This is a genomic window from Gordonia sp. (in: high G+C Gram-positive bacteria) (genome assembly GCF_020438995.1).
GTDB lineage: Bacteria > Actinomycetota > Actinomycetes > Mycobacteriales > Mycobacteriaceae > Gordonia.
The window spans coordinates 36,263-60,899 of record NZ_JAGQTN010000312.1; the positions used below are offsets into that span (position 1 = coordinate 36,263).

A 24,637-nucleotide genomic window follows, 5' to 3' on the forward strand; every position below is an offset into this window, starting at 1 on the left:
CTGATCACGATTGACGCAGGTTATGCAATTAGATAATTTGGACTGGTGGATGGGGTCAAGCCGGTTGAGTGGCGCGGAGACAGTAGCGATGTCATCCGTTCTCTGAGTGAGGACCTGCGCGATGATCTCGGGTACATGCTGCACCAGGTGCAAACGGACCGGACACCGTCGGACTTCCGGCCGATGCCCACCGTCGGTGCCGGCGTGTATGAGTTGCGTGCGAGCGATAGTGACGGCATCGCGCGCTTGATGTACATCGCCAAGTTCGCCGAGGCTGTGTACGTGCTGCACGTTTTCCAGAAGAAGACGCAGAAGACACCGCAGAAGGACATCGACAAGGCGGCCAAACGCCTACGAGATTTGATGAGGGAACGCAATGGCTAAGAGTGTGTGGCACGACCTGTACCCGGATGATCCGGGCAAGGTCGCGCAGATGGAAACCCGCGCCAATCTGATGATGGCGATCGGTGACCGCATCCGCGAACAGGGATGGAACGGCCGCGAAACCGCCCAGCGGCTCGGGATCACCGCCCCGCAGGCATCGGACCTGATGAACGGGAAGGTGTCGAAGTTCAGCGTCGACGCGTTGGTGAGATTCCTTGAGCCGCTGGGCCTGGCGATCCATGTGGACCGCATACCAGCTTGAGGGCTGTGCGGCGATTGCCGACCAGTCGGAGGCGGGAAAGACCGTGATCCATCACTTTTGAGGACTATTCGAGTACGTGATGGTCCAGGCCGTCCCGAACGGCGGCGTAACACCTGGCAAATAGTGCCCCCAGCAGGACTCGAACCTGCGACCTAGGGATTAGAAGGCCCTTGCTCTATCCACCTGAGCTATGGAGGCGCGTGCCTCACGTCACGTGCGACGTAGGGCGACAACCGGACAGAGTATAGCCGGACCTACAGTGGTCGCATGAACCGCGCGTCGTCGACAGCCCCGACCACGCCCGGCCGGGACGAGATGCGCGACGAGCGCGGTGTCGTGGCCGGGCTGTGCTGGATGGTCGGGTGGGTGGCCGCGATCGTCGCGGTGGTGGTCACGTCCGCGAGTGCGGCGTCGGCGATCAAGCTGGCCGGCGTTCCCGATCCGGGCTGGATCACCACGTACGGCTTGCCGGTGGTGGGCGGCGTGGGTCAGCTCAGCGCCGCGATCGCGCTGGGGTCGGCGGTGCTCGCGGCGTTCTTCGTACCCGCGCAGGCCGACGGGATCTTCGACATCGGTGGCTACCGGGCGATGCGGATCAGCGCTGTGGCCTCGCTCGTCTGGGGTGTGTGTGCGCTGCTCGGTGTGCCGTTGGCCATCTCAGATGTGAGTGGTGAGACTTTCGCCGAGTCGATCAAACCGGCCAACCTGACCCACGCCTACGGCCAGGTCGCGGGTGCGCAGACGTGGCTGTGGACGGCGATCTTCGCGCTGCTGGCAGCGGTATTGGCCCGCGTCGTGTGGCGGTGGGGCTGGTCCGTCGGCGTCATCGTGCTCGTGACGCTGAGCCTGATGCCGCCGGCGCTGGCCGGGCATTCCTCGTCCGGCGGTGGCCACGACCTGGCCACCAACAGCCTGATCCTGCACATCGTGGCCGCTGCGGTGTGGGCCGGTGGCCTGTTCGCCGTCCTCGCCTATGCGCTGGCGCGGGGCCGGTGGCGGATGCTCGCGGTCCGCAGATTCTCGCGGGTCGCGTTCTGGTGCGTACTGGTCGTCGGGGCCTCCGGCGTGATCAACGCGGTGACGCGGGTGCCGATCGGCGACCTGCTCGACACCACCTACGGGCGGCTGATCCTATGGAAGGTCGCGGCGTTCGCCGTCCTCGGAGCGCTCGGTGCCTGGCATCGGCGCAGGACGATCGCCGAACTCGAGACAAGCGCCGACGACGAGCCCGACGCGCCGTGGTGGAAGTCGTTGTTCGTCCGGTTCGGCGTGGTCGAACTCGTGGTGTTCGCAGCCACCTTCGGCCTGGCCGCCGGGTTGTCACGAACACCGCCGCCGGTCGACACCGCCTCCATCAGCCCGGTGGAACTCAAGATCGGCTACCCGATCACCGAACCGCCGAGCTTTGCGCGACTCATGCTCGACTGGCGTTTCGACCTGATCTTCGGCACCCTCGCGATCATCCTGGCCGTGGTGTACCTGCGCGGAGTGGTGCGGTTGCGCCGCCGCGGCGACGAGTGGCCGATCGGCCGGACCATCGCCTGGGTGCTGGGCTGTGTCCTGCTCCTGCTGGCTACCTCGTCGGGGCTGGGCCGCTACTCGCCGGCGATGTTCAGCATCCACATGATCTCGCACATGATGATGTCGATGATGGTGCCGGTACTGCTGGTCTTGGGCGGGCCGGTCACCCTGGCGTTGCGGGCATTGGCACCCGCAGGCAAGGACAATCCGGCTGGACCACGGGAATGGATTCTCACCGGTATTCACAGTCCGTGGGGTCGGATCGCCACACATCCGGCCGTCGCCGCGGTGGTCTTTGTCGGCAGCTTCTACGTCCTCTATCTGGGTGGCCTGTTCGAGACCGTCATCGACTACCATGCGGCGCATCTGCTGATGAACCTGCATTTCCTGGTCAGCGGGTACGTCTTCTACTGGCTGGCCATCGGCATCGACCCCGCCCCGCGGCAGGTGAGTCCGGTGGCCAAACTGGGCATCGTATGGGGATCGCTGCCGTTCCACGCGTTCTTCGGGGTGGCGCTGATGATGACCAGTTCGGTGATCGCCGAACAGTACTACCGCAGCCTGCTGCTGCCGTGGCGCTACGACCTCTACGACGACCAGCGCGTCGGTGGCGGCATCGCGTGGGCGGCGGGCGAGATCCCGCTCGTGGTGATCATGCTGGCGTTGCTGGTGCAGTGGCAGCGTAGCGACGAACGCGCCGCGCGCCGCTACGACCGGCAGGCAGACCGTGATCACGACGCCGACCTCGAGGACTACAACGAGATGCTCAAGTCGCTGGGCGGTCGCCGAAGGTAGCGGTCGGTTCGGGGTGTTGGTGGTGCCGCCACCCCGGGTCGCGGTGTTGGCGACTAGACTGGTCGGAGTTTTGCGGCGCGGCGTGCCCGTACTGGTGTGACACGCCGGAGTCGTCGCCAAAAGTGTTGCTAGAGAGGCTGATACGTGGCTGAGAAGTTCATTTACACCATGAAGCGGGTGCGAAAGGCGCACGGCGACAAGGTCATCCTCGATGACGTCACCATGTCGTTCTACCCGGGAGCCAAGATCGGCGTCGTCGGTCCCAACGGCGCCGGCAAGTCATCGATCCTCAAGATCATGGCCGGAATCGATCAGCCGTCCAACGGTGAGGCCTTCCTCGATCCCGAATCCACCGTCGGCATCCTGCTGCAGGAACCGCCCCTCAACGAGGAGAAGACGGTCAAGGAGAACGTCGAGGAGGGCATGGGCGAGATCAAGGTCAAGCTCGACCGCTTCAACGAGGTCGCCGAGCTGATGGCCACCGACTACTCCGACGAACTCATGGAGGAGATGGGCAAACTCCAGGAGGATCTCGACAACGCCGACGCCTGGGACCTCGATTCCCAGCTCGAACAGGCGATGGACGCCCTGCGCTGCCCGCCCGCGGACTCACCCGTCACCCACCTGTCAGGTGGTGAACGCCGCCGCGTCGCGCTGTGCAAACTCCTGCTGAGCAAACCCGACCTGCTGCTGCTCGACGAGCCGACCAACCACCTCGACGCCGAGTCCGTGCTGTGGCTCGAACAGTTCCTCGCGAGCTACCCCGGTGCGGTGCTGGCCGTCACCCACGACCGGTACTTCCTCGATCACGTCGCCGAGTGGATCTGTGAGGTCGACCGCGGCAAGCTGATCCCGTATCAGGGCAACTACTCCACCTACCTGGAGAAGAAGGCCGAACGCCTCGAAGTGCAGGGCAAGAAGGACCAGAAGCTGCAGAAGCGGCTCAAGGAAGAACTCGCCTGGGTGCGTTCGGGAGCCAAGGCCCGCCAGACCAAGAACAAGGCCCGTCTGCAGCGGTACGAGGAGATGGCGGCCGAGGCGGAGAAGACGCGCAAGCTCGACTTCGAGGAGATCCAGATCCCCACCCCGCCGCGTCTGGGCGACGTGGTGGTGGAGACGAGCCACCTCGACAAGGGTTTCGACGGCCGCGTACTCATCAAGGATCTGTCGTTCACGTTGCCGCGCAACGGCATTGTCGGCGTGATCGGTCCCAACGGCGTCGGCAAGACCACGCTGTTCAAGACGATCGTCGGCCTCGAGGAGCCCGACTCGGGCAACGTGAAGGTGGGCGAGACGGTCAAGCTCAGCTACGTCGATCAGAGCCGGGCCAACATCGATCCCAAGAAGACGGTGTGGGAGGTCGTCTCCGACGGCCTGGACTACATCGAGGTCGGCCAGAACGAGATGCCCTCGCGCGCCTATGTGAGTGCCTTCGGCTTCAAGGGCCCTGATCAGCAGAAGCGTTCCGAGGTGCTCTCCGGTGGTGAACGCAACCGGCTCAACCTGGCTCTCACCCTCAAAGAGGGCGGCAATCTGATCCTGCTCGACGAACCGACCAACGACCTCGACGTCGAGACCCTCGGATCGCTGGAGAACGCGCTGGAGACGTTCCCCGGCTGCGCCGTAGTGATCTCCCACGACCGCTGGTTCCTCGATCGCACCTGCACCCACATCCTGGCCTGGGAAGGCAATGTGGAAGAGGGACAATGGTTCTGGTTCGAGGGCAACTTCGAGGCGTATGAGGCCAACAAGGTCGAGCGGCTCGGCGCCGACGCGGCCCGGCCGCACCGGGTGACCCACCGCAAACTGACCCGCGACTGACGTCGCTTTTCGGGGCCGTGTCCGCTGCGAGCGGGCACGGCCCCGAAAAGTTTCATCGGTGTTAACGGACCCGACACCCGACGCCTGCCCTGGGCGTTAGCATCGGGAATCGGGGAGCGGATCAGGAGATTCCGGGTCCCGACGCCCCGCCGGTGAGGGTGGTATCCGTGCCGCAGATGACGGTGGATGTGGACCAGGTTGTGCCGAGATATCTCGGTGTGCGAACAGGTGAGCCGGGAGGAACGGGGCCTGCGGGCGACCCGGCCGCCCACGACCGTGTGCGCAGGCATATCGAGGTCGCCGGACGCAGAGAACCGGGTACGACGACGGTGGAGGTGACCTCCACCGCGTCAGGCAACCTGGAGATCGTCATCGTGGCCGACGATATGCCGCTGCTGGTGGAGGCGGTCCTGGCGACCGTGGAGTCGTGGGCGCTGACGGTCGACGGCATCGATCACCCGGTGATGCCGGTCGTCCGCGACGACGCCGGCGTACTGACCGAGGTCGGTGAGGGGCCATCGGCCATCAGCGAGTCGTGGATCTACGTGCGGGCACTGGCCGCCAAGACGGGTATCGACGCATCCGGATTCCGCGACGGACTGATCCCGGTGATTGCCCGGGTCGCCGACGTCCACCGGGATTTCGAACAGACGCGGACCACGCTGACCGACTGCGCCGACGGATTCGCGAACGCACCGATCGACGCGGCCGAACGCGACGAATACGTGCGTCTGCTGAAATGGTTTGCGGGCCCGCAGCTTACGTTGCTGGGCCATGAATTCGCCCCGGCCGGCGCCGAGGGCGTCGGCGACCGGCTCGGCGTCTGGCGTGCAGACGGAATCGCTGCACCCGGTCACGCCGCTGCATCGCGGACACCGGTGATCTCCCGGGTGTACCTGCGTACCGGTATTCAGCGTTCGGCATACCCTGTGCTACTTCAGGTTCCGGTGTTCACGCCCGACGGTGCCCCCGCCGGCGAACACCGGTTCCTCGGCAACTTCACCACCTGGGGCCGACATCAGTCGATCCTCGACATCCCGGTGATCGGCCCCAAGGTCGACGACGTCCTGAGCGTCGCCGGCGTGGACGCCGATTCGTATGCGGGGCAATCGATCATCGAACTGTTGCAGAATTACCCACTGGTGGAATTGTTCTGGCTCAGCGCCGCCGACCTGGCGCGCCGCAGCGAGGAGATGCTCGACGCGGTGGATTCGCGTTCGCTGCGGTGGTTCGTCCGGGCCACGCCGGGCGCGCGTACCGCCTCGGTGCTGGTGTACCTACCGCGGGACAGGTATACGACGGCGTCACGGCTGAGTCTGCAGGACGAGATCGCCACCCGGTTGCAGGCCACCGACCTCGAATACACCGCGCGCGTCAGCGAACTGCCGCTGGCGCTGCTGCAATTGCTGGTCCGGGTCGATGACGAGGCGATCGCCGGACTCGGTTCTCTCGAACCCGGTTCGACCGCCCATGCCGAGATCCAGCAAGCCCTGCGCGACCGTATCCGCAGTTGGGACGACCGGGTGCGGGAGGCGGCGCCGGCGGCGGTGGCCGAATTGCTGCGGGTGCCGTCGGCGACCTTGGGGGCGGACGACGGCGCGGACACGTTGCTCGCGTTGGTTTCGGCGCTGTCTGAGGACTACAAGGAAAGCCGCACTCCGGAGGATGCGGTTGTCGACCTCGCGCATGTCGTGGGCCTGGAACCCGGCGGGATGACGGTGACCATGCGCCGGTGCGCCGCCGACTCGGCACGATGGACTTTCACGCTGTACCTGTGCGGGAAGTCGGTGAGTCTGACGGATGTCCTTCCGGTGCTGCAAAGCCTCGGCGTCGCCGTACTCGACGAACACCCGTACGGACTCGACCGGCACGACGGCGTGCGGTGCTGGGCCTACGAGTTCGGGGTGAGCCTCGCGCCGGGGATCACCATCGATCCCGACAGCGACGAGGCCGGCCTGACCCTACGGTTCACCGACGCGTTCCGGGCTCTGTGGCAGGGCGAGGCCGAGGTGGACGCCTTCAACGCGCTCATCGTGCGGTGCGGACTGGACTGGCGGGCTGTGGCCATCTTGCGTGCCTGCTACCGGTACCTGAGGCAGATCGGATTCGGTTACAGCACAGCGCATTCGGCAACCGTCCTGGGAGATGAGCGGGCCGTCACCCTGGGGCTGGTGTCGGTCTTCGAGGCATCGTTCGATCCGGCTATGGCCGACGACGGGCGCCGCGGCGACGCGGTGGCCGGGCTGCGCCGTGACATCGGTGCGGTCATCGGACTCGACGCCGACCGGATCGTCTCCGCCTTCGCCGCGACCATGCTGGCGGTGGTCCGCACCAATGTGTACGTCACCGACCGGTTGGTGCCGGGCGCGGTGATGTCGTTCAAACTCGACACGCAGAACATTCCGCAGGCCCCCGAACCTCGGCCCGTGCACGAGATCTTCGTGTACTCGCCACGCGTGGAGGGCGTGCACCTGCGCTTCGGTGCGGTGGCCCGCGGCGGGCTGCGCTGGTCCGATCGCCGGGAGGACTTCCGTACCGAGATCCTCGGGCTGGTCAAGGCACAATCGGTGAAGAATGCGGTGATCGTGCCGCTGGGAGCCAAAGGCGGCTTCGTGCTCAAACGGCCGCCGGTGCCCACCGGAGACGCCGCCGCAGACCGGGACGCCCTGCGCGAGGAGGGCGTGAAATGCTACCGGCAGTTCATCTCGGGACTGCTCGATGTCACCGACAACATCGACACGGCGACCGGCGCGGTGGTGCCCGCGCGATCGGTCGTGCGCCGCGACGGTGACGACACCTATCTGGTAGTGGCCGCAGACAAGGGCACCGCCGCGTTCTCCGACATCGCCAATGGTGTTGCCGCGCAATACGGTTTCTGGCTCGGCGACGCATTCGCCTCGGGCGGTTCGGCCGGCTACGACCACAAGGCGATGGGCATCACGGCCCGCGGCGCGTGGGAATCGGTCAAACGGCATTTCCGCGAGATCGGAATCGACACCCAGACACAGGATTTCACTGTCGTCGGGGTCGGTGACATGAGCGGTGACGTGTTCGGTAACGGGATGCTGCTGTCCGGGCACATCCGGCTGGTGGCCGCCTTCGATCATCGGCACATCTTCGTCGACCCAAATCCCGATGCGGCACAGTCATTCATCGAACGCAAGCGGTTGTTCGATCTGCCCCGGTCATCATGGGCGGAGTACGACCTGGCGCTGATCGGTGAGGGCGGCGGGGTGTGGCCGCGTGACCAGAAGGCCATACCGATCAGCCCGCAGATGGCGACCGCGCTCGGCATCGACCCGGCCGTCGACGTCCTGTCGCCGCCCGAACTTATGCGGGCGATCCTGCTCGCACCGGTGGATCTGCTGTGGAACGGCGGCATCGGCACGTACATCAAGGCGTCGACCGAATCCAATCCCGAGGTCGGTGACAAGGCCAACGACAGCATCCGGGTCGACGGCAACGAGGTCCGCGCCACCGTCGTCGGCGAAGGTGGAAACCTGGGCGTCACCGAACTCGGCCGCATCGAGTTCGACCTCGCCGGCGGCCGCATCAACACCGACGCCATGGACAATTCAGCCGGAGTCGACTGCTCCGACCACGAAGTCAACATCAAGGTCCTGCTCGACACCGCCGTCGGATCGGGCAAACTTCCAGCCGGACAACGTGACTCGTTGCTGAGCTCGATGACCGACGAGGTGGCCGAACTCGTGCTGGCCGACAACATCGCGCAGAACGCCGAACTCGGCTTCTCCCGCGCCTACGCGCTCGAGCGCGTGGAGGTGCACGCACGTATGCTCGCCTCACTCGCCGAACGCGGCGTCGACCTGCGCCTGGAGTCCCTGCCCACAGCTGCGGCCCTGCGCAAACGAGTTCACGGTGAGACCGGGCGTGCACTGACCTCACCCGAACTGGCAACGATGATGGCCCACGTGAAACTGCTCGCCAAGTCGGACCTGCTGGCCGGTGACCTCGTCGACAACGACGTCTTCGACGACCGCCTGGCCCGGTACTTTCCCGAACCGCTACGCAGCGCCTACGCCGACGAACTCCGCACACACCGGCTGCGGCGGGAGATCGTGGCCACCACCCTGGTCAACGAAGTGGTCGCACATGTCGGGGTCACCCACCTGTTCCGGCTGACAGAAGGTGCGGCGGTGGGCGCCGAAGACGGTGTGCGCGCCTTCGTGGTGGTCAACAAGGTGTTCGGGATGCGGGAGGTGTTCGACAGCATCTCCGCGGCGCCGGTTGACGTGAAGACCGTCGACGAGATGCTGAGCTACACGCGGCGCCTGATGTTCCGGGCATCGCGCTGGTTGCTGGCCGGGCGTCCCCAGCCACTGGCCGTCGCATCCGAGATCACCCGGTACGCAACGCGGGTCGCCCAGCTCTCGCCGCTTCTGCCCGGCTGGTTCGGGGCGAGTTCTGCCCGTGACGTGGACGAGCGCACCGCGGCCTATCGCGACGCCGGGGTGCCCGAGGAGATCGCGCATCAAGCCGCGATCAGTCTGCATCGCTTCTGCCTGCTCGACATCATCGACGCGGCCGAGATCTCTGAAAAGCCTGTCGCCGAGGTCGGCGCGCTCTACTTCGCGGTCATGGAACACTTCGGCATCGAGCGACTGCTCACCGCGGTCAGCGAACTCGACCACGGAGACCGCTGGCATGCCCTGGCGCGCTTGGCATTACGTGACGACATGCACGCCACGCTGCGGGCGGTCACCCAGCAGGTCCTCGAGCACGGTGCACCGGGGGAGTCGCCCGCCGATATGATCAACGAGTGGTCGCACTCACAATCGTCCCGGCTGGCGCGGGTGCGGTCGATGCTCGTCGAGATCGAGGAGTCGGGAACACTCGATCTCGCGACGCTGTCGGTGGCCACTCGTCAGCTGCGTAGCCTGCTGCGCTGAGCGTGGGGGTGTACGCGCCTCGCCACGCCGCCGCGACCTGCACGTAGGGTGGCATGGGAATGTGCCGGTCACCGGTACACCGCAGGCGACGATCGTGACGAGAGGACCGCACGTGCAGGTTGTGGAGGACGAGGGCACCAAGACAGAGCACGGCTACCTGGTGAAGGTGCCGGTGCGCTGGTCGGACATGGACGTCTACCAGCACATCAATCACGCCCGGATGGTCACCCTGCTGGAAGAGGCGCGCATCCCGTGGTTGTTCTACGACGGCCGGCCCACGGTGACGCTGCGCTCGGGTTGTGTGGTCGCCGACCTGCACGTGAAGTACCAGATGCAGCTCCGGCACGACGAGGGGCCGCTTGAGGTGACGATGTTCACTCAGCAGGTGCGGGCCGTCGACTTCACCGTTGGATACGAGGTTCGCCCCAAGGGCGGGGCACCAGATTCCAAGCCGGCGATCGTGGCCTCCACACAGCTGGTCGCTTTCGACGTAGATACCCAGCGTCTGCGCCGGCTCACTCCGGAGGAGAAGGCGTACCTGCTCGAGTTCGCGAGATGATCGGACACGGCGCCGAACGCTGGGTACAGGCGGCGAGTGCCTCCGACCGCGCCGATGCGCTGGCGTTCGTCGCGCGAGCAGCCAGGATGAATGAGGCCGCCGTGATCCGGTTACAGGGGCGACCCGACGGACGGCTCGGCCTGTGGACCCACACCGGTTTCGACGTGCTCGCCACGCGGTCGATCGTCGGGGGCTCGGCGCCGGCCGACATCGTCTGCGACGCCGAACAACTGCGCACGGTGCTGGCGGTGGCCGACGCCGGTACCCGGGTCGATCCCGGCTTCACGTTCGCAAGTGCCTGGAAGGGGGCGCTGCCACCGGCGTCCGGCTACGTCCACGTCGACGACGTGCCCGCCCGGTCGGTGGTCGAACTCGCCCGCAGTGGAGCCAAGCTGGCCCGTACCGAGGGCAGCGCGCACGGGCCCGCGACAGGGCTGCTCGACCAGGTCGTCCTCGAGGCTTCAGCACTCGACGGACGACAGCCGGTGGCTATCATCCTGCGATCGGTCTTCGCGCTGACCGCCATGGGATTCATCCGTGACGCCGACGGCCGCGAGGTCACCGATACCTCGGAACTGACCAGGATCGCCGACGACGAGCCGGTGCGGGTGCGGGCGTCGCCGGCCTGGATCCGGATCGACGCCCGCTACGGGTCGGTCTACCAGCGCCGCACTCGGGATCTGACCGTCACCGCTCTGTGACGGCTGCGTCCTCTGCCGGCACGTCGCGGGATCACACGAGCCAGGCCGCAGATCTCGCCGGTAGCAGACCGTCGGTGAGTGGGTAGCTCGACAGCAGCACCGTACCCGGCGGCAACTCCACCGGTTGGTCGGTGGTGTTGAGTGCGCAGATCAGATGGCCCTCGGACCGGCGGAACGCCAGGCAGCCGTCCGGGGCGCCATACCATTCGACCGTCGAACCCGTGAATTCCTTACGGGTATAACGCAACTCGATCGCCCTGCGGTACAGCGACAGCGTAGATCCCGCATCTTCGAGCTGCGTTTCCACCGTGAACGGGGCCCACGAATCCGGCATCGGCAGCCACGTGTCGGCGGCGGCACTGAAACCATAGGGAGGTTCGGTGCCTTCCCACGGGATCGGCACCCGGCAGTTGTCGCGGCCCCGTTCGGTGTGGCCCGATCGTTCCCACACAGGATCCTGCAGGGCTTCGTCCGGGAGGTCGGCGTTCGGCAGTCCGAGCTCGGCACCGTTATAGATGAAGATCGATCCCGGCAACGCCAACTCGACCAGCGCCATCGCCCGGGCGGCCAGAATGCCGTCGGCGAGCGCCACCTCCGGATCGGCCCCGTCGGGATCTGTGGTGTCTGGTGTGTAGCGGCTGACCTCCCTGTCGACATCGTGATTGGACAGGGTCCACGTCGGGACGCCGTTGACGCTCAGCACCGCCTCCAGCGAGTTCTCGATCGCCGCCCGGACCGACTCCGCTGTGAATTCGGCCTTGGCGAGCCGGAAATTGAACCCCAGATGCAGTTCGTCGGGCCGCAGGTACTCGGCGAATCGCTCGTTGTCCTCGACCCAGATCTCACCCACGTTGGCCGCACCCGGATAGTCGTCCATCACCCGGCGGATCTTGCGGTGGATCGCGTGCACCGCATAGTTGTTGAAGCGCGGATCGTCGTCGTTGTTCTCCAGCAGGCGAGTGGCATCCAGATCCATGTCGGGCAGATCCTCGGGCTTGGCCATGCCGTGCGCCACGTCGATCCGGAAACCGTCGACGCCGCGGTCGAGCCAGAACCGCAGGGTCTTCTCCAGGTCGTCGAAAACCTCCGGATTCTCCCAGTTCAGGTCGGGCTGTTCGGGGGCGAAGATGTGCATGTACCACTGGCCCGGCGAGCCGTCGGCCTCGGTGACGCGGTGCCAGGCGGGGCCACCGAACACGCTGAGCCAGTTGTTGGGTGGTTCGTCGCCGCCTTCGCCGCGCCCGTCGCGGAAGATGTAGCGCGCCCGCTCGGGGCTTCCCGGACCCGCGGCCAGCGCTGCCCGGAACCATTCGTGCTGATCGCTGGTGTGATTGGGTACCAGGTCCATGGTCACCCGGATGTCACGGGCGTGTGCCTCGGCGATCAGGTTGTCGAACAACGCGATGCTGCCGAAAACCGGGTCGATATCGCGGGGATCGGACACGTCGTATCCGTGATCGGCCATGGGGGAGCACATGATCGGGCTCAGCCAGATGGCGTCCACACCCAGCAGTTCCAGGTATCCAAGCCTGCTGATGACGCCGACGAGATCGCCGACGCCGTCGCCGTTGGCATCGGAGAACGACCGCGGATAGATCTGATAAAAGATCGCATTGCGCCACCACGTGGTGTCCGAAGTATCGAGCTGCGTGGCATCGGACGGGGCGACAGGAGGCTTCGGGGAGACAGGAGGCTTCGGGGAGGGCGCCTCGGGCTCTGGCGCGGGTGTCGCGGCCTCGAGAGAGGGTGCAGTAGCCGGCTCGACGTCCTCGGCGTGTTCCTCCTCGGCGTGTTCCTCGGGCTCGTCCTCGGCGTGGTCCTCGACGTGTTCCCCGGGCTCGACCGCTTCCTCAGAATCGGTCGTTTCCGCCGTTTCCGCCGTTTCCGCAGGTTCGGCATCTTCCGCGAGTTCGGCATCGTCGTTTTGGGCCTCGTCGACCACGGCCGGGTCCTCGGGGTCGTCCGGGGCCTCAGGGTCTTCGGCGCTGTCCGGGTCGTCGGCCGGCTCGGCGCTCGTGGTGGCCTCGGTGTGCTCGACGTCGTCCTGACCCGCCGCGTCCTCCTGCTCGGGTTCGCCGGTCTCGTCCGGCGCCGCGTCACCGCCGGTGCCCGTAGCCGGAGTTTCGTCGGAGGGGTCGAACGGGGGTCCGGCCGGGGCGTCAGGGGATGTCTGGTCGCTCACCATCGTAATTTTGCCCTAATTGCGTCGCCGGTCCTAAACCTACCTCGGGTTCGGTTGCGTTCGTGTCGTGACAATCTCCGGACAAAGTGTCAGGAATCTCGGCCGTGTGGAACTCAGAACGTCGAGTTGACCATCATCTGCGCGGCCATCTCCACGTACTCGGTCAATGCCTGCCGGTGGGCGGCATCGAGGGTCGAATCCTCGATCGAGGAGATCGCCGTGTGCATGCACCGCAACCAGGCGTCCTTCTCGATCGGGCCGATCCGGTAGGGGTTGTGGCGCATTCTCAGACGCGGATGGCCGCGCTGATCGGAGTACGTGCGGGGACCTCCCCAATACTGTTCGAGAAACATGCGCAGTCGCTGTTGCGCGGGGCCGAGATCTTCCTCGGGATACATCGGTCGCAGAACCTCGTCACGCGCGACTTCCTCGTAGAAGCGTGCGGCGATGCGGTCGAATGTGTCGCTGCCGCCCACCGCGTCGTAGAAGGTCTGCTGGGCCGGTGCCGGCCCGGGGCTGTCGGAACTCACATGGACCATTGTCGCGGCCGACGGGCACAGCATCAAACAACACCCGCCGATCGACCGGCGGTGGCGAGATTATTTCCCGTGCGTCCGGTGCACAACCGTGGTCAACTGGTCACGTCAGGATCTTGACCTGGGAGGCACCATGACGCGACACGCGCACCACAGCCCGCGAGGCGGTGCCGAGCGCGAGACCGGCACGCGGGCACGTGTGACCGTGCTGCCCGGTGCCGGAGAGATCCGCGCTATGCCCGATGAGAGCGGCCGCGGTGCACCGTTCTGGAGCAGGCGACGGGTCCTGCTGCTCAACGCCACCTTCGAGCCGCTCACGGCCGTCACCATCAGGCGGGCGATCGTGCTGGTGCTGCGTGATCGCGCCGACGTGGTGCATGCCGACGCCGCCGGTAACAGCGTTCACTCGGCCGGCATGGCGATGCCGGTTCCCACCGTGATCCGGTTGCGTACCTATGTCCGGGTTCCGTACCGGGCGTCGGTTCCGCTGACCCGGGCCGCGCTCATGCATCGTGACCAGTTCCGGTGCGGGTACTGCGGGACGAAGGCCACCACCATCGACCACATCATGCCGCGCAGCCGCGGTGGTGGGCACAGCTGGGAGAACTGCGTGGCGTGCTGTGCGAACTGTAACCATCGCAAGGCCGACAAGCTGCTCAGCGAACTCGGCTGGACCCTGCGCGTGGCGCCGGCCGCGCCCAAGGGCCGGCATTGGCGGCTGCTCGCAACCGTCAAGGTCATCGATCCCGACTGGGTCCAGTACATCGACGCCGGTGCCGCCTGAGGGTGCGGAAGGCGGCGCCGACATCGCGGTCTACGACACTGCGTAGGGGTAAGTGCCCGCCGGGCGGCCGGGTGGTCTAAATTGATCACCAATAGGTGCACCACACTGATCGGAAGGGTGACATGGAAGACCTGATCGTCCCAATCGGAGTGCCCATCACAATCCTCGTCGTGCTGTCTGTAGTGGCGTGCGTGGTGTCGATGACGTTCTCCGGCGGGCTGAAGTACCCCAAGGTGCAGATCTACACCCTTGACCAGAAGTGGACGCACAAGCCGCTGCTGTTCAGCGCCACCGATATCGCGCCGATGACGGCCGAGCGGCACGCGGAGTCCGACGACGTAAACGGAGGTACGGCAAGTGGCAAGTGGTGACGTAGCCCATAACGCGGGCGATCTGGCGACCGCATCGAGCGCACTGCCGATGGGAACGGTCGTCACCAACAGCGGCCGGGTGTCGGCCACCCGGTTCCCGGGTGACGCGCCCACCACACCGCCGTTCAGCCACGACGACCTGATCGCTCTCGACGACGCGCTGAAGGAATCCAGCGAGGTCGCGCACGTGCGATTCTCGGTGTTCATCGGTGACTTGGGCGCCGACGCGGTCGCCGACGCCAAGGCCATCCTCGGGAAGGCTCCCGAGCCGTACAACGGTGCGCTCATCGCGGTCTCGCCCAACACCAAGGACGTCGTCGTCGTGTCCGGTAAGGATGTCGCCGACCGCGTCAACGACCGAGTCGCCCAGCTCGGTGTGTCCGCGGCGATCACCAGCATTCGGCAGGGCAACCTGATCGATGGATTGGTCGCGGCGCTGCACGTGATGGCCACCGCGGCCGCGGGTTCCTGACGTACCGGCATAACTCAGCAGATCGGCCGCTCACCCTCGCGGGGTGAGCGGCCGATCTGCTGTTCGGGGTGGGCGTCAGGACTTGGCCGTCGCGTCCCGCGGTGCCGACTGCTCGTCCTCGCCGGCAGGCAGGTGCAGTTGGTCCTCGTCGAGCATGTCCGCCTCGTTGAACGGATTGCGGCCGCTGAGCACGTCGTCGACACGGGCCTTGTCGATCGTCGAGGTCCAGGTGCCGATCAGGATGGTGGCGACGGCGTTGCCGGAGAAGTTGGTCACCGCGCGGGCCTCGGACATGAATCGGTCGATGCCGACGATCAGACCGACACCGTCGAGCATCTCGGGGCGGTGCGCTTGCAGTCCGCCGGCGAGGGTGGCCAGACCCGCGCCGCTCACCCCGGCCGCGCCCTTGGACGCGATGATCATGAACACCAGCAGACCGATCTGCTCGCCGATGGACAGCGGATCGCCCATGGCGTCGGCGATGAAGATCGATGCCATCGTCAGGTAGATGGCCGTTCCGTCGAGGTTGAACGAATAGCCGGTGGGCACAACCACACCCACCGTCGACTGGCTGACCCCGACGTGTTCCATCTTGGCGATCAGGCGGGGGAGCGCCGACTCCGACGACGAGGTCGCGAAGATCAGCAGGTACTCGCGGGCCAGATAGCGCACCAGCTTGAAGATGGACACCCCGGTGAAGGTCCGCAGGATGACGCCGAGCACACCGAAGACGAAGATCAGGCAGGTGATGTAGAAGCCGAGCATCAGCATCAGCAACTGTCCGACGGCCTTCCAGCCGGTCTGGCCGACGACACCGGCGATCGCGCCGAACGCACCGATCGGCGCGACCCACAGGATCATCGTAAGCACCTTGAACACCAGCTTCTGCAGGTAGGCGATCGAGTTGAGGATCGGTTCGCCGACGCGGCCCATGCCCTGGATCGCGAAACCCACCAGCAGGGCCACGAACAGGGCCTGCAGCACGCTGCCCTCGGTGAGCGCGGAGAACATCGACGTGGGAATGATGCTCTGGATGAACTCGATCGTCCCGCCGGACTCATGTGCCTTGTCGGCCAGTTCGGCGCCCTTGCCGGGGTCCGACTCGATGTCCAGGCCCGAGCCGGGTTTGATCAGGTTGCCCACGACGAGCCCGATGGCCAGCGCGAGCGTGGACATCGCCAGGAAGTACACGAACGCGAGCCCGCCGACCTTGCCGACGGTGGCCGCCTGGCGCACCGACCCGATGCCCAGCACGATGGTGCAGAAGATGACCGGGGCGATCATCATCTTGATCAGGTCCACGAACATGGTGCCCAGGAAGGCGATGTCCTTGCCGACCCCCGGTGCCGCCAGCCCGACGATCACACCGCCGACGACGGCCGCGATGACCGCCAGATACAGCCAGTGCGTCCGGTCGCGTTTGGTGACGATCCGTTCGGGTGACGGTGCGGGCACGGATTCCTCGTTATCCGATCTGAACGTCATGTGCTGCCTTTCCTCTGTGGTTCCGCTGCTGTGGTTTCTGGTGTGACACCGCACGCTCCGACGTATGTGACGGTATGAATTGTGGGGGATGTCCGTGACTCGGGTCACGGTTCTGTTCATTTCGTTCACTTCGCATTAACAGCGACGGGAAAGGGGCTGTGTGCGCAGGCTGATACCGCGGACGCTGGCCGGCCAGTCGGTCGCGCTCGTACTGCTCGGGGTGATCGTGATCGTCGTGGGGGCGGGCACGCTGGCCGTCGTCGATGCGCGTTCCGATGCCGACAGCATGGCCCGCAAAGAGGTCACTGCCATCGCCGTGAGTGTGGCGGAGATGCCGGCCACTGCCGAGGCATTGTCGGCTGCGCGGCCGTCGGCGATCCTGCAGGAGATCACCGAACGCATCCGCCGTAAGAGCGGGGTCGCGTTCATCACGATCATGGGTCCGGACGGCACCCGGTTCACCCACACCAACCCCGACAGAATCGGTGAGAAGTACCTCGGGAGCACAGCGCAGGCGTTGGCCGGGCTTATCTACACCGAGACCTACACCGGAACACTGGGCCCCTCCATCCGTACCATCGCCCCGGTGCACGGCGACGATGGGACGGTCGTCGGTATGGTGGCCGTCGGAATCACGCAGCAGACCCTCGCTCAAGGGTGGCGTTCGCAGCTTCCGCTGATCGTCGCGGTGGCGCTGGCGGCGCTCCTGGCAGCGGTCGCGGGGCTGGCGTTGATCAGGCGGCGGCTGCTGCGGGCGACGGGCGGTCTGGCACCCCGCGACCTGCGGATCATGTACGAGCACCACGACGCGGTGCTGCACGCGGTGCACGAGGGCCTGGTGGTGATCGAGGACGGGCGAATAGTGCTCAGTAACGACGAGGCGCGGCGGCTGCTCGGTGAGCCGGAACCGGACCTGACCGACGCGCCGGAGTTTCTGAGGGAGAACGGACTGATCCTCGACGACGAACTGGTCGCCCATCGAGGCCGGATACTTCTGGTGAACCGGGCCCAGGTGCCCGGTACGCATGCCTCCGCGGTGGTGACCGTCCGCGACCGCACCGAACTGTCCGAGGCGATGGGTGAACTCGACTCGATGACGCGGTTCGCCGAGGCTCTGAGGTCGCAGGCGCACGAGTCGGCCAACCGGATGCACACCATTGTCGCGATGATCGAGATGGGGCGGGCCGGCGACGCATCGCGGATGGCGACCACCGAACTGGAACTGTCCCAGCATCTGATCGACACCATGACAGAGGCGGTGAGCGAACCTGCGCTGGTGGCGCTTCTGCTGGGCAAGAGCGCACAGGCCGCCGAGCGTGGCATCGCCCTGACCTTGACCGAGGATTCGCAACTCGACGATTCCGCGACCGCGGTGTTGTCGCCGCGTGACATGGTCACGGTGGTGGGCAACCTCGTCGACAACGCGCTCGACGCCGCCGATCCGGACGATCCCTGGGTGGAGGTGTCGGTCGCCGGAGACCGGTCGGGGGTGACGATCGTCGTGGCCGACAGCGGCCCCGGAATGGATCCGGAGACCTTCGTGGCGGCCCGACAGCGGGGATTCTCCACCAAGTCCGGCGGCGACGCCCGGGGCCGGGGCCTCGGTCTGGCGCTGGTAGTGCAGGTGGTTGCCGCACACGACGGTGAACTGCGTGCCGAGAACACCTACGGATCGGTGGTCAGCGTCGTGATACCGGCGCCGACGATGGCAGCGGCCACGGGGTCCGGAGGCGCACGATGATCCGGGTCATGATCGTGGAGGACGACCCGCTGATCGCCGCCGCACACCGCGAATACCTTGACAGGATAGGCGGATTCGAGGTGATCGCGGCTGTCACGACGGCGCAGCAGGCGATGCGCACGGCGTCGGAGGCCGCTCGCGCCTGTACCCCGATCGCGCTGACCCTGCTCGATCTCGGGCTGCCCGACGCCAGCGGAATCGACCTCGCGGCAGCCCTGTCGGGTGTCCGGCCCGGCCCGGACATCATCGCGATCACCGCCCAGCGAGACCTCGCCAGTGTGCGCAGCGCGATGTCGCACGGGGTGCTGCTGTACCTGCTGAAACCGTTCACGTTCGCGGGTTTCCAGGAGAAGATCCAGCAGTATCTGCGCTATCGCGACGCACTCGGCTCCGGGATGGACGCGGTCAGCCAGCGGGACGTGGACCGGGCCCTGGCGGTGTTGCGCACCGCCGACGGCCGCAGTACCGCCCGCAAGGGTGCCGCACCCGGCACCGAGGACGCTGTGGGCCGCGCCGTCCGCGACTCCGACGACGGCCTCACCGCATCGGAAGTCGCTGTGGCCGTGGGTAGTTCACGAGTCACAGCGTGGCGCTACCTCGAACGGCTCGCCGACGACGGCACCGTCGCCCGGATTACCGAATACGGCAACACCGGCCGGCCTCAGATCCGCTACCGTTGGCGGCGCTGACTTCGATTGTCCCCGTTCAGAACTGGTCAGCCCAGTCCTGTCCTTCGGAGATCGCGCCCATCGTGGACTGGCCGTCGAGTGCTTCGCGGATGATGTCGGCGTGCCCACTGTGGTGGGCGTACTCGCGGATCTTGTTGAGCACGATGGTGCGTACCGTCGACCATTCCCGCTCCGGTGCCCACGGTGCCGTCGGCAGCGGAATCATCTCGTCCAGGCTGCTCACGCCGACGACAGCCGCATCGAAAGCCTCTACCGCGGCGTCGAACTCGGCCAGAGCACCCTCGAAGGTCTCGTCGGGGAGCAGGTCGTAGTCGTGGGCGAGTGCCGCCATGTCGATCGCGGCGTTCTCGTCGCGCCCGATGATTTGCTCGGTGCTGCCCCGGGTGCCCGAGGCCAGATGCTTGACGAGACCGCCGAGCGTCAAAGTACTGACAGTGGTGCGTTGTCGTGCTTGTTCCTCGGTCAGGTTGCGCACGGTGATCCGGAACAGGTTGCGCTGATCGGTGAGGATGGTCAGCAGCTCGCGCTTTTCTCCGGTGACATCGGGGACGGTGACTGCGGTATAGAGGCCCATCGGATTCTCGTTTCGTCGGTTCGGTCCATGACCTCTCCGACGCTACGACCCATAGCGGACACCTTCGGTCCGTGTTACCTGGCAGTCTCGGCGATCGGGGTGATATACCTCGATCGCCGAGACCTCGGAGGCTCAGCTCGCGTCGAAGGCCTGGTTGCGTAGGGAACGGGCGACGCCGTCGCGGCCCTCGGAGATCAGCCGGCGCAGCGCCGACGGGTGTTCTCCGGTGAGGAAAGCGTCGGCGGCGGCGATGGCTTCGTCGTTGATCGCCCAACTCGGGTATAGACCCAGGACGACGGTCTGGGCGACCTCGCTGGAGCGACGCTCCCAGATGTCGGGGATGGCGGCGAAGTACTTGGCGACGTACTCGCCGAGCAGTCCGCCCTGACCCGAACGGGCGAAGCCCTCGATCAGGGTGCGGGTGTAGATGTTGGCCAGAGCGTCGTTCTCAGTGGCCTGAGTCCACGTGTGCGCCTTGGCTTCCGGCAGCGGACGCGATGCGCGGGCGGCCGCGGCCTGACGGGTGCCGGCGGCGGTGTTGTCGCGCTGCTCCTCGGCGTCGATGACCGGCGTGGACTCCGGGTCGGGGTCGATCGCACCGGCGGTCGCCAAGGCGCGCACCAGCTTCCACCGCAGATCGGTGTCGACCTTCAGCTTGGCCAAGCCGTGCGTGCCGGGGTCGTCACCGTCGAGAAGTCCACGGACGAGCGGGATCTGGTCGTCGTTCAGGCGTCCTGCGAGCAGCGTGTTGACGAAGGCGAGCTGATGGTCGGAGCCGGCGTCGGATGCCTGGGCCAGTTCCAGCACGCGGGCGGAGAACTCCGGCCAGCCCGTCGCATCCGCCCACGAGGGATCGGCGTACGAGTCGAGGGCGGTGGTGGTTTGCAACAGAACCCGCTGCACCACACCGATTTCCGATTCGGCGGCGATACCCGCCGACACCAGCGCCACGAAGTCGCGAGCCTTCATCTCGGCCTGGCGGGTCATCTCCCACGCCGCCGACCAGATCAGCGTGCGCGGCATCGAGTCCGCGATGTCGGCGACCCGTGAGGTGGCCGTCGCCAGCGATTCGGGATCCAGGCGCACCGACGCGTAGGTCAGGTCGCCGTCGTTGAGAAGGACCAGAGCGCCGCGCGAGATCCCGACGAGACCGGGCACCTCGGTGGTCGCACCTTCCACGTCGAGTTCGACACTGTGGGTCTGTTCGAGTTTGCCCGAGCCGTTGTCGTCGTAGATGCCCACCCGCAGCCGGTGCACGCGGGTCTCACCCGCACCGGGCTGCGCGCCCTCCTGCACGACGGCGAAACGCGTGAACTTCCCCTCCGCGTCGACGTCGAAATCGGGGCGGATCACGTTGATACCGGTGGTCCGCAGCCACTGACTGCCCCAGTCCGACAGATCTCGTCCAGACGAATGTTCCAGTGCCGCAAGAAGATTCGAGAAAGTGGCGTTTCCGAACTTGTGGGCGTCGAAGTAGTCGCGCAATCCGGCCAGGAACGGCTCGAGACCCACGTAGGCGACGAGTTGCTTGAGTACCGACGCGCCCTTGGCGTAGGTGATGCCGTCGAAGTTGACCTCCACCGCGGCGATATCGGGGATGTCGGCGGCCACCGGATGCGTCGAGGGCAGCTGATCCTGCCGGTACGCCCACGACTTCTCGACGTTGGCGAAGGTGGTCCACGCACTCTTGTACTCGGTGGCCTCGGCCTGGCACAGGACGGAGGCGAAGGTGGCGAAGGACTCGTTGAGCCACAGGTCATCCCACCAGTCCATGGTGACCAGGTCGCCGAACCACATGTGCGCCATCTCGTGCAGGACGGTCTCGGCACGGCGCTCGTACAGGGCTTTGGTGACACGAGACCGGAAGACGTAGTCCTCCAGGAAAGTGACAGCGCCCGCGTTCTCCATCGCGCCCGCATTGAATTCGGGAACGAACAGTTGATCGTACTTGCCGAAGGCGTACGGAATGCCGAAGTTCTTGTGGTAGAAGGCGAAACCCTGCTTGGTCTCGGTGAACAGCCGGTCTGCGTCCATGAACTCGGCCAGCGAGCCGCGGCAGTAGATGCCCAGCGGGATGCTGCCGTGCTCGTCGGTGTAGGTGTCCGTCCATTCGGCGTACGGGCCGGCGATGAGGGCCACCAGGTAGGTGCTCATCGGAGCGGTCTCGGCGAAGACGTGCTTACCGTCGGCGACTTCGACGGTGGCCCCGTTCGAGATCACCTTCCAGTCGGCCGGAGCGAGGACCGTCACCGAGTACGTGGCCTTCAGGTCGGGCTGATCGAAGCACGCGAACATACGCTTGGCATCGGCGGTCTCGAACTGCGAATACAGGTACACGGCGTTGTCGGTGGGGTCGACGAAGCGATGCAGTCCCTCGCCGGTGTTGGAGTAGGCGCAGTTGGCGACGACGGTCAGCTCGTTCTCGGCGGCCAGATCGTTCAGCGTCAGTCCCACCGATTCGTCGAACCCGCTCACGTCGACGGGGGCGCCGTTGAGTGTCGCCGACACCAGCTCAGGGGCCACGAGATCGATGAAGGTGCTCGCACCCGCGGTCGCGGTGAAACGCACGGTGGTGGTGGAGGCGAACGTCTTCTCGCCCGGCGCACCGGAGCCGTCGGTGAGGTCGAGGTCGATGGCGTAGTGGGCGACATCGATGATCGCCGCGCGGGCGCGGGCCTGGTCTCTGGTCAGATTGGGAGCGGTCACCCTGGCCAGCTTAGTGTCCGTGTCCGGTGCCGGTTGGGCATTGGATTTCGCCCGGCGCGGAATCACGTGGCGTTGGTCGGGGTTGAACCGTTCCGTTGGATACAGCAGCGTCGAAAGGACACCGCGTCAATGTCGTCACGAGATCGTGTGGACTTCTGGTTCGATCCCCTCTGTCCCTGGTGCTGGATCACCTCGCGGTGGATCCTGGAGGCCGAGAAGGTGCGGCCGATCGACGTGAACTTCCACATCATGAGCCTGGCCGTGCTCAACGAGGGTAAGGACATCCCCGATGAGTACCGCGAGGCACTCAAGAACGCGTGGCGTCCGGTCCGGGTGCTCGCCGCTGCCGCCGCAGAGCGCGGTGACGAGATCCTCGCCCCGCTGTACGCAGAGCTGGGCACGCGCCTGCACAACGAGGGTAACAAGGACTTCGACGTTGTCATCGCCGAGTCTCTGGCCGCCCTCGACCTCGATCCGGCGCTCGCCGGTGCGGCTGACGGAACCGAGTTCGACGAGACGATCCGCACCAGCCACCACGAAGGCATGGACAAGGTGGGCGACGACGTGGGCACGCCGACCATCCACATCAACGGGGTCGCGTTCTTCGGGCCGGTGCTGTCGCGGATTCCGCGCGGCGAGACCGCCGGCGTGGTGTGGGACGGTGCTGTCGCGCTCTCGTCGTACCCGCACTTCTTCGAGCTCAAGCGAAGCCGCCACGAGTCGCCCGAGTTCGACTGAGTTCGCGCTGTCGTCTCCTCCACCCCGGTGCCCACCGAGGTGGAGGAGACGTTTTCGGCCGGGCGGTGGTGGCGCTCTATAGTCGACCCCATGCGTGTCTACCTCGGTGCCGACCATGCCGGATTCGAACTCAAGAACCAGATCGCCGACCACCTCAAGGCCGCCGGCCACGAGGTCATCGACTGTGGGGCCCACGTCTACGACGCCCTCGACGACTACCCCGCATTCTGTATCGACGCCGCCGCCAGGACCGTCGCCGATCCGGGCAGTCTGGGCATCGTGCTCGGCGGCAGCGGCAACGGTGAGCAGATCGCGGCCAACAAGGTTCCCGGCGCGCGCTGCGCCCTGGCCTGGAGTGTGGAGACCGCGCAACTGGCCCGTCAGCACAACAACGCACAATTGATCGGCCTCGGCGGGCGGATGCATTCGGTCGAGGAGGCGTTCGCGATCGTCGACGCCTTCGTCGCGACGCCCTGGTCGGACGAGCCGCGGCACCAGCGTCGCATCGACATCCTTGCCGAGTACGAGCGAACCGGGCAGGCACCGGAAGTTCCGCAGGCCTGACGGTCGCACCGGGTCACTCCCGATGCCCGAAGGTCATACACTGCACCGTCTGGCCAACCGGCAGCGCAAGCTGCTCGGAGGCAAGACGGTTGCGGTGACCAGCCCCCAAGGACGTTTCGCCGAGGGCGCCGCACTTGTCGACGGAATGGTCTTCTACACAGCCGAGGCCTGGGGAAAGCACCTGATCCAGCGGTACCGGCAGACCGCCCGGACGCAACGCGGTGAACGACTGATCCACGTCCACCTCGGCCTGTACGGGGCATTCAGCGAGCAGGCGTCGCCGATGGCACCGCCGGTAGGCCAGGTGCGGATGCGGATCGAAGCCGCCGACATCGGAGTGGACCTGCGCGGGCCGACGGCTTGCCAGATCTATACGCCGGCCGATCTGGACGCGCTGATCGCCCGGCTCGGACCGGATCCGCTGCGCCGTGACGCCGAGCCCGAGCGGGCATTGCGCGCGATCACCAAGTCCACTCGTCCCATCGGAGCACTGCTCATGGATCAGAAGGTGATCGCCGGAGTCGGGAACGTCTACCGGGCCGAGGTCCTTTTTCGGGCCGGTATCGACCCGTATACGCAGGGCACCCGCATCACGCGAGACGAGTTCGACGCACTCTGGGCCGATCTCGTGTCATTGATGCGGGTGGGGGTCCGGAAAGGCCGGATTCATGTGATGCGTCCCGCCGACGATCATGGTGCACCGTCGTACGCGCCGGACCGGCCGCGCACCTACGTATACAGACGGTCCGGCGAGGACTGCCGGATCTGCGGAACCACCATTGCGCATGGTGTCCTCGACGGGCGGAACCTGTTCTGGTGCCCGGCATGTCAGCAGTGAGCGG

20 protein-coding genes and 1 tRNA gene are annotated in these 24,637 nt (G+C 66.3%); 15 read left to right on the forward strand and 6 right to left on the reverse strand.

Going from position 1 to position 24,637, the window contains the following annotated elements; all coding sequences use genetic code 11:
* The first annotated feature begins 45 nt into the window (after nt 1-45).
* The gene (locus tag KDB67_RS21665; protein WP_291020510.1) at nt 46-384 is read left to right on the forward strand and encodes a type II toxin-antitoxin system RelE/ParE family toxin; all 339 of its coding nucleotides are present in this window, start codon (nt 46-48) and stop codon (nt 382-384) included.
* Nucleotides 377-646, forward strand: coding sequence for a helix-turn-helix transcriptional regulator (locus KDB67_RS21670; protein WP_291020512.1), 270 nt, complete (start codon nt 377-379; stop codon nt 644-646). Before KDB67_RS21665 ends, KDB67_RS21670 begins: the two co-directional genes overlap by 8 nt.
* Nucleotides 647-770: 124 nt before the next feature.
* Here the strand turns inward: KDB67_RS21670 and KDB67_RS21675 are convergent.
* Nucleotides 771-844, reverse strand: a tRNA-Arg gene (locus tag KDB67_RS21675).
* A 69-nt stretch (nt 845-913) separates the two neighbouring features.
* On the opposite strand from KDB67_RS21675, the gene KDB67_RS21680 reads away from it, so the two are divergent.
* From KDB67_RS21680 to KDB67_RS21700, 5 genes are all read left to right on the forward strand, one after another.
* Nucleotides 914-2,962: a cytochrome c oxidase assembly protein gene (locus KDB67_RS21680; protein WP_291020514.1), complete on the forward strand. Its 2,049-nt coding sequence runs from the start codon at nt 914-916 to the stop codon at nt 2,960-2,962.
* Between the two features lie 144 nt (nt 2,963-3,106).
* Nucleotides 3,107-4,783 (forward strand): energy-dependent translational throttle protein EttA, encoded by a 1,677-nt coding sequence (gene ettA / locus KDB67_RS21685; protein WP_291020516.1) that lies wholly within the window; start codon nt 3,107-3,109, stop codon nt 4,781-4,783.
* Nucleotides 4,784-4,959: 176 nt separating this feature from the next.
* Complete coding sequence (locus KDB67_RS21690) at nt 4,960-9,693, forward strand: NAD-glutamate dehydrogenase (RefSeq protein WP_291020609.1); 4,734 nt, start codon at nt 4,960-4,962, stop codon at nt 9,691-9,693.
* A 94-nt stretch (nt 9,694-9,787) separates the two neighbouring features.
* The gene (locus KDB67_RS21695; protein WP_291020519.1) at nt 9,788-10,252 is read left to right on the forward strand and encodes a thioesterase family protein; all 465 of its coding nucleotides are present in this window, start codon (nt 9,788-9,790) and stop codon (nt 10,250-10,252) included.
* The gene (locus KDB67_RS21700; RefSeq protein WP_291020521.1) at nt 10,249-10,953 is read left to right on the forward strand and encodes a hypothetical protein; all 705 of its coding nucleotides are present in this window, start codon (nt 10,249-10,251) and stop codon (nt 10,951-10,953) included. Before KDB67_RS21695 ends, KDB67_RS21700 begins: the two co-directional genes overlap by 4 nt.
* A gap of 31 nt (nt 10,954-10,984) precedes the next feature.
* On the opposite strand, the gene KDB67_RS21705 is transcribed toward KDB67_RS21700, so the two are convergent.
* Nucleotides 10,985-13,135, reverse strand: coding sequence for an alpha-amylase family glycosyl hydrolase (locus KDB67_RS21705; RefSeq protein WP_291020523.1), 2,151 nt, complete (start codon nt 13,133-13,135; stop codon nt 10,985-10,987).
* A 113-nt stretch (nt 13,136-13,248) separates the two neighbouring features.
* Complete coding sequence (locus KDB67_RS21710) at nt 13,249-13,674, reverse strand: globin (RefSeq protein WP_291020611.1); 426 nt, start codon at nt 13,672-13,674, stop codon at nt 13,249-13,251.
* A 232-nt stretch (nt 13,675-13,906) separates the two neighbouring features.
* Between KDB67_RS21710 and KDB67_RS21715 the strand changes: the two genes are divergently transcribed.
* The 3 genes from KDB67_RS21715 to KDB67_RS21725 all read left to right on the forward strand — a co-directional run bounded on the left by KDB67_RS21715 (nt 13,907) and on the right by KDB67_RS21725 (nt 15,298).
* A complete protein-coding gene (locus KDB67_RS21715; protein WP_291020613.1) occupies nt 13,907-14,455 on the forward strand; it encodes an HNH endonuclease in 549 nt (182 codons plus the stop codon).
* A gap of 122 nt (nt 14,456-14,577) precedes the next feature.
* Nucleotides 14,578-14,826: a hypothetical protein gene (locus KDB67_RS21720; RefSeq protein ID WP_291020525.1), complete on the forward strand. Its 249-nt coding sequence runs from the start codon at nt 14,578-14,580 to the stop codon at nt 14,824-14,826.
* Nucleotides 14,813-15,298, forward strand: coding sequence for a DUF5130 domain-containing protein (locus tag KDB67_RS21725; RefSeq protein ID WP_291020527.1), 486 nt, complete (start codon nt 14,813-14,815; stop codon nt 15,296-15,298). The genes KDB67_RS21720 and KDB67_RS21725 overlap by 14 nt, the downstream gene beginning before the upstream one ends.
* 75 nt (nt 15,299-15,373) lie before the next feature.
* Here KDB67_RS21725 and KDB67_RS21730 read toward each other — a convergent pair whose 3' ends face one another.
* The gene (locus KDB67_RS21730) at nt 15,374-16,783 is read right to left on the reverse strand and encodes a cation:dicarboxylase symporter family transporter (RefSeq protein WP_291020528.1); all 1,410 of its coding nucleotides are present in this window, start codon (nt 16,781-16,783) and stop codon (nt 15,374-15,376) included.
* A 160-nt stretch (nt 16,784-16,943) separates the two neighbouring features.
* Between KDB67_RS21730 and KDB67_RS21735 the strand changes: the two genes are divergently transcribed.
* Both KDB67_RS21735 and KDB67_RS21740 read left to right on the forward strand, forming a co-directional pair.
* Entirely contained in the window at nt 16,944-18,524 is a 1,581-nt protein-coding gene (locus KDB67_RS21735; protein WP_291020530.1) for an ATP-binding protein, read from the forward strand.
* A complete protein-coding gene (locus KDB67_RS21740; protein WP_291020531.1) occupies nt 18,521-19,213 on the forward strand; it encodes a response regulator in 693 nt (230 codons plus the stop codon). Before KDB67_RS21735 ends, KDB67_RS21740 begins: the two co-directional genes overlap by 4 nt.
* Before the next feature lie 16 nt (nt 19,214-19,229).
* Here the strand turns inward: KDB67_RS21740 and KDB67_RS21745 are convergent, their stop codons facing one another.
* Nucleotides 19,230-19,787 carry a DinB family protein gene (locus KDB67_RS21745; protein ID WP_291020532.1) on the reverse strand — a complete coding sequence of 186 codons (558 nt, stop codon included), beginning with the start codon at nt 19,785-19,787 and terminating at the stop codon, nt 19,230-19,232.
* A 132-nt stretch (nt 19,788-19,919) separates the two neighbouring features.
* On the reverse strand, nt 19,920-22,493 hold the full coding sequence (pepN, locus tag KDB67_RS21750) for an aminopeptidase N (protein WP_291020534.1): 2,574 nt from the start codon (nt 22,491-22,493) through the stop codon (nt 19,920-19,922).
* Between the two features lie 129 nt (nt 22,494-22,622).
* Here pepN and KDB67_RS21755 point away from each other — a divergent pair, with 129 nt between their 5' ends.
* From KDB67_RS21755 to KDB67_RS21765, 3 genes are all read left to right on the forward strand, one after another.
* A complete protein-coding gene (locus KDB67_RS21755; protein WP_291020536.1) occupies nt 22,623-23,231 on the forward strand; it encodes a DsbA family protein in 609 nt (202 codons plus the stop codon).
* A 90-nt stretch (nt 23,232-23,321) separates the two neighbouring features.
* Nucleotides 23,322-23,795, forward strand: a complete 474-nt coding sequence (locus KDB67_RS21760; RefSeq protein ID WP_291020538.1) for a ribose-5-phosphate isomerase — start codon at nt 23,322-23,324, stop codon at nt 23,793-23,795.
* 22 nt (nt 23,796-23,817) lie between these two features.
* Nucleotides 23,818-24,633, forward strand: a complete 816-nt coding sequence (locus tag KDB67_RS21765; RefSeq protein ID WP_291020539.1) for an Fpg/Nei family DNA glycosylase — start codon at nt 23,818-23,820, stop codon at nt 24,631-24,633.
* Nucleotides 24,634-24,637 lie beyond the last annotated feature (4 nt).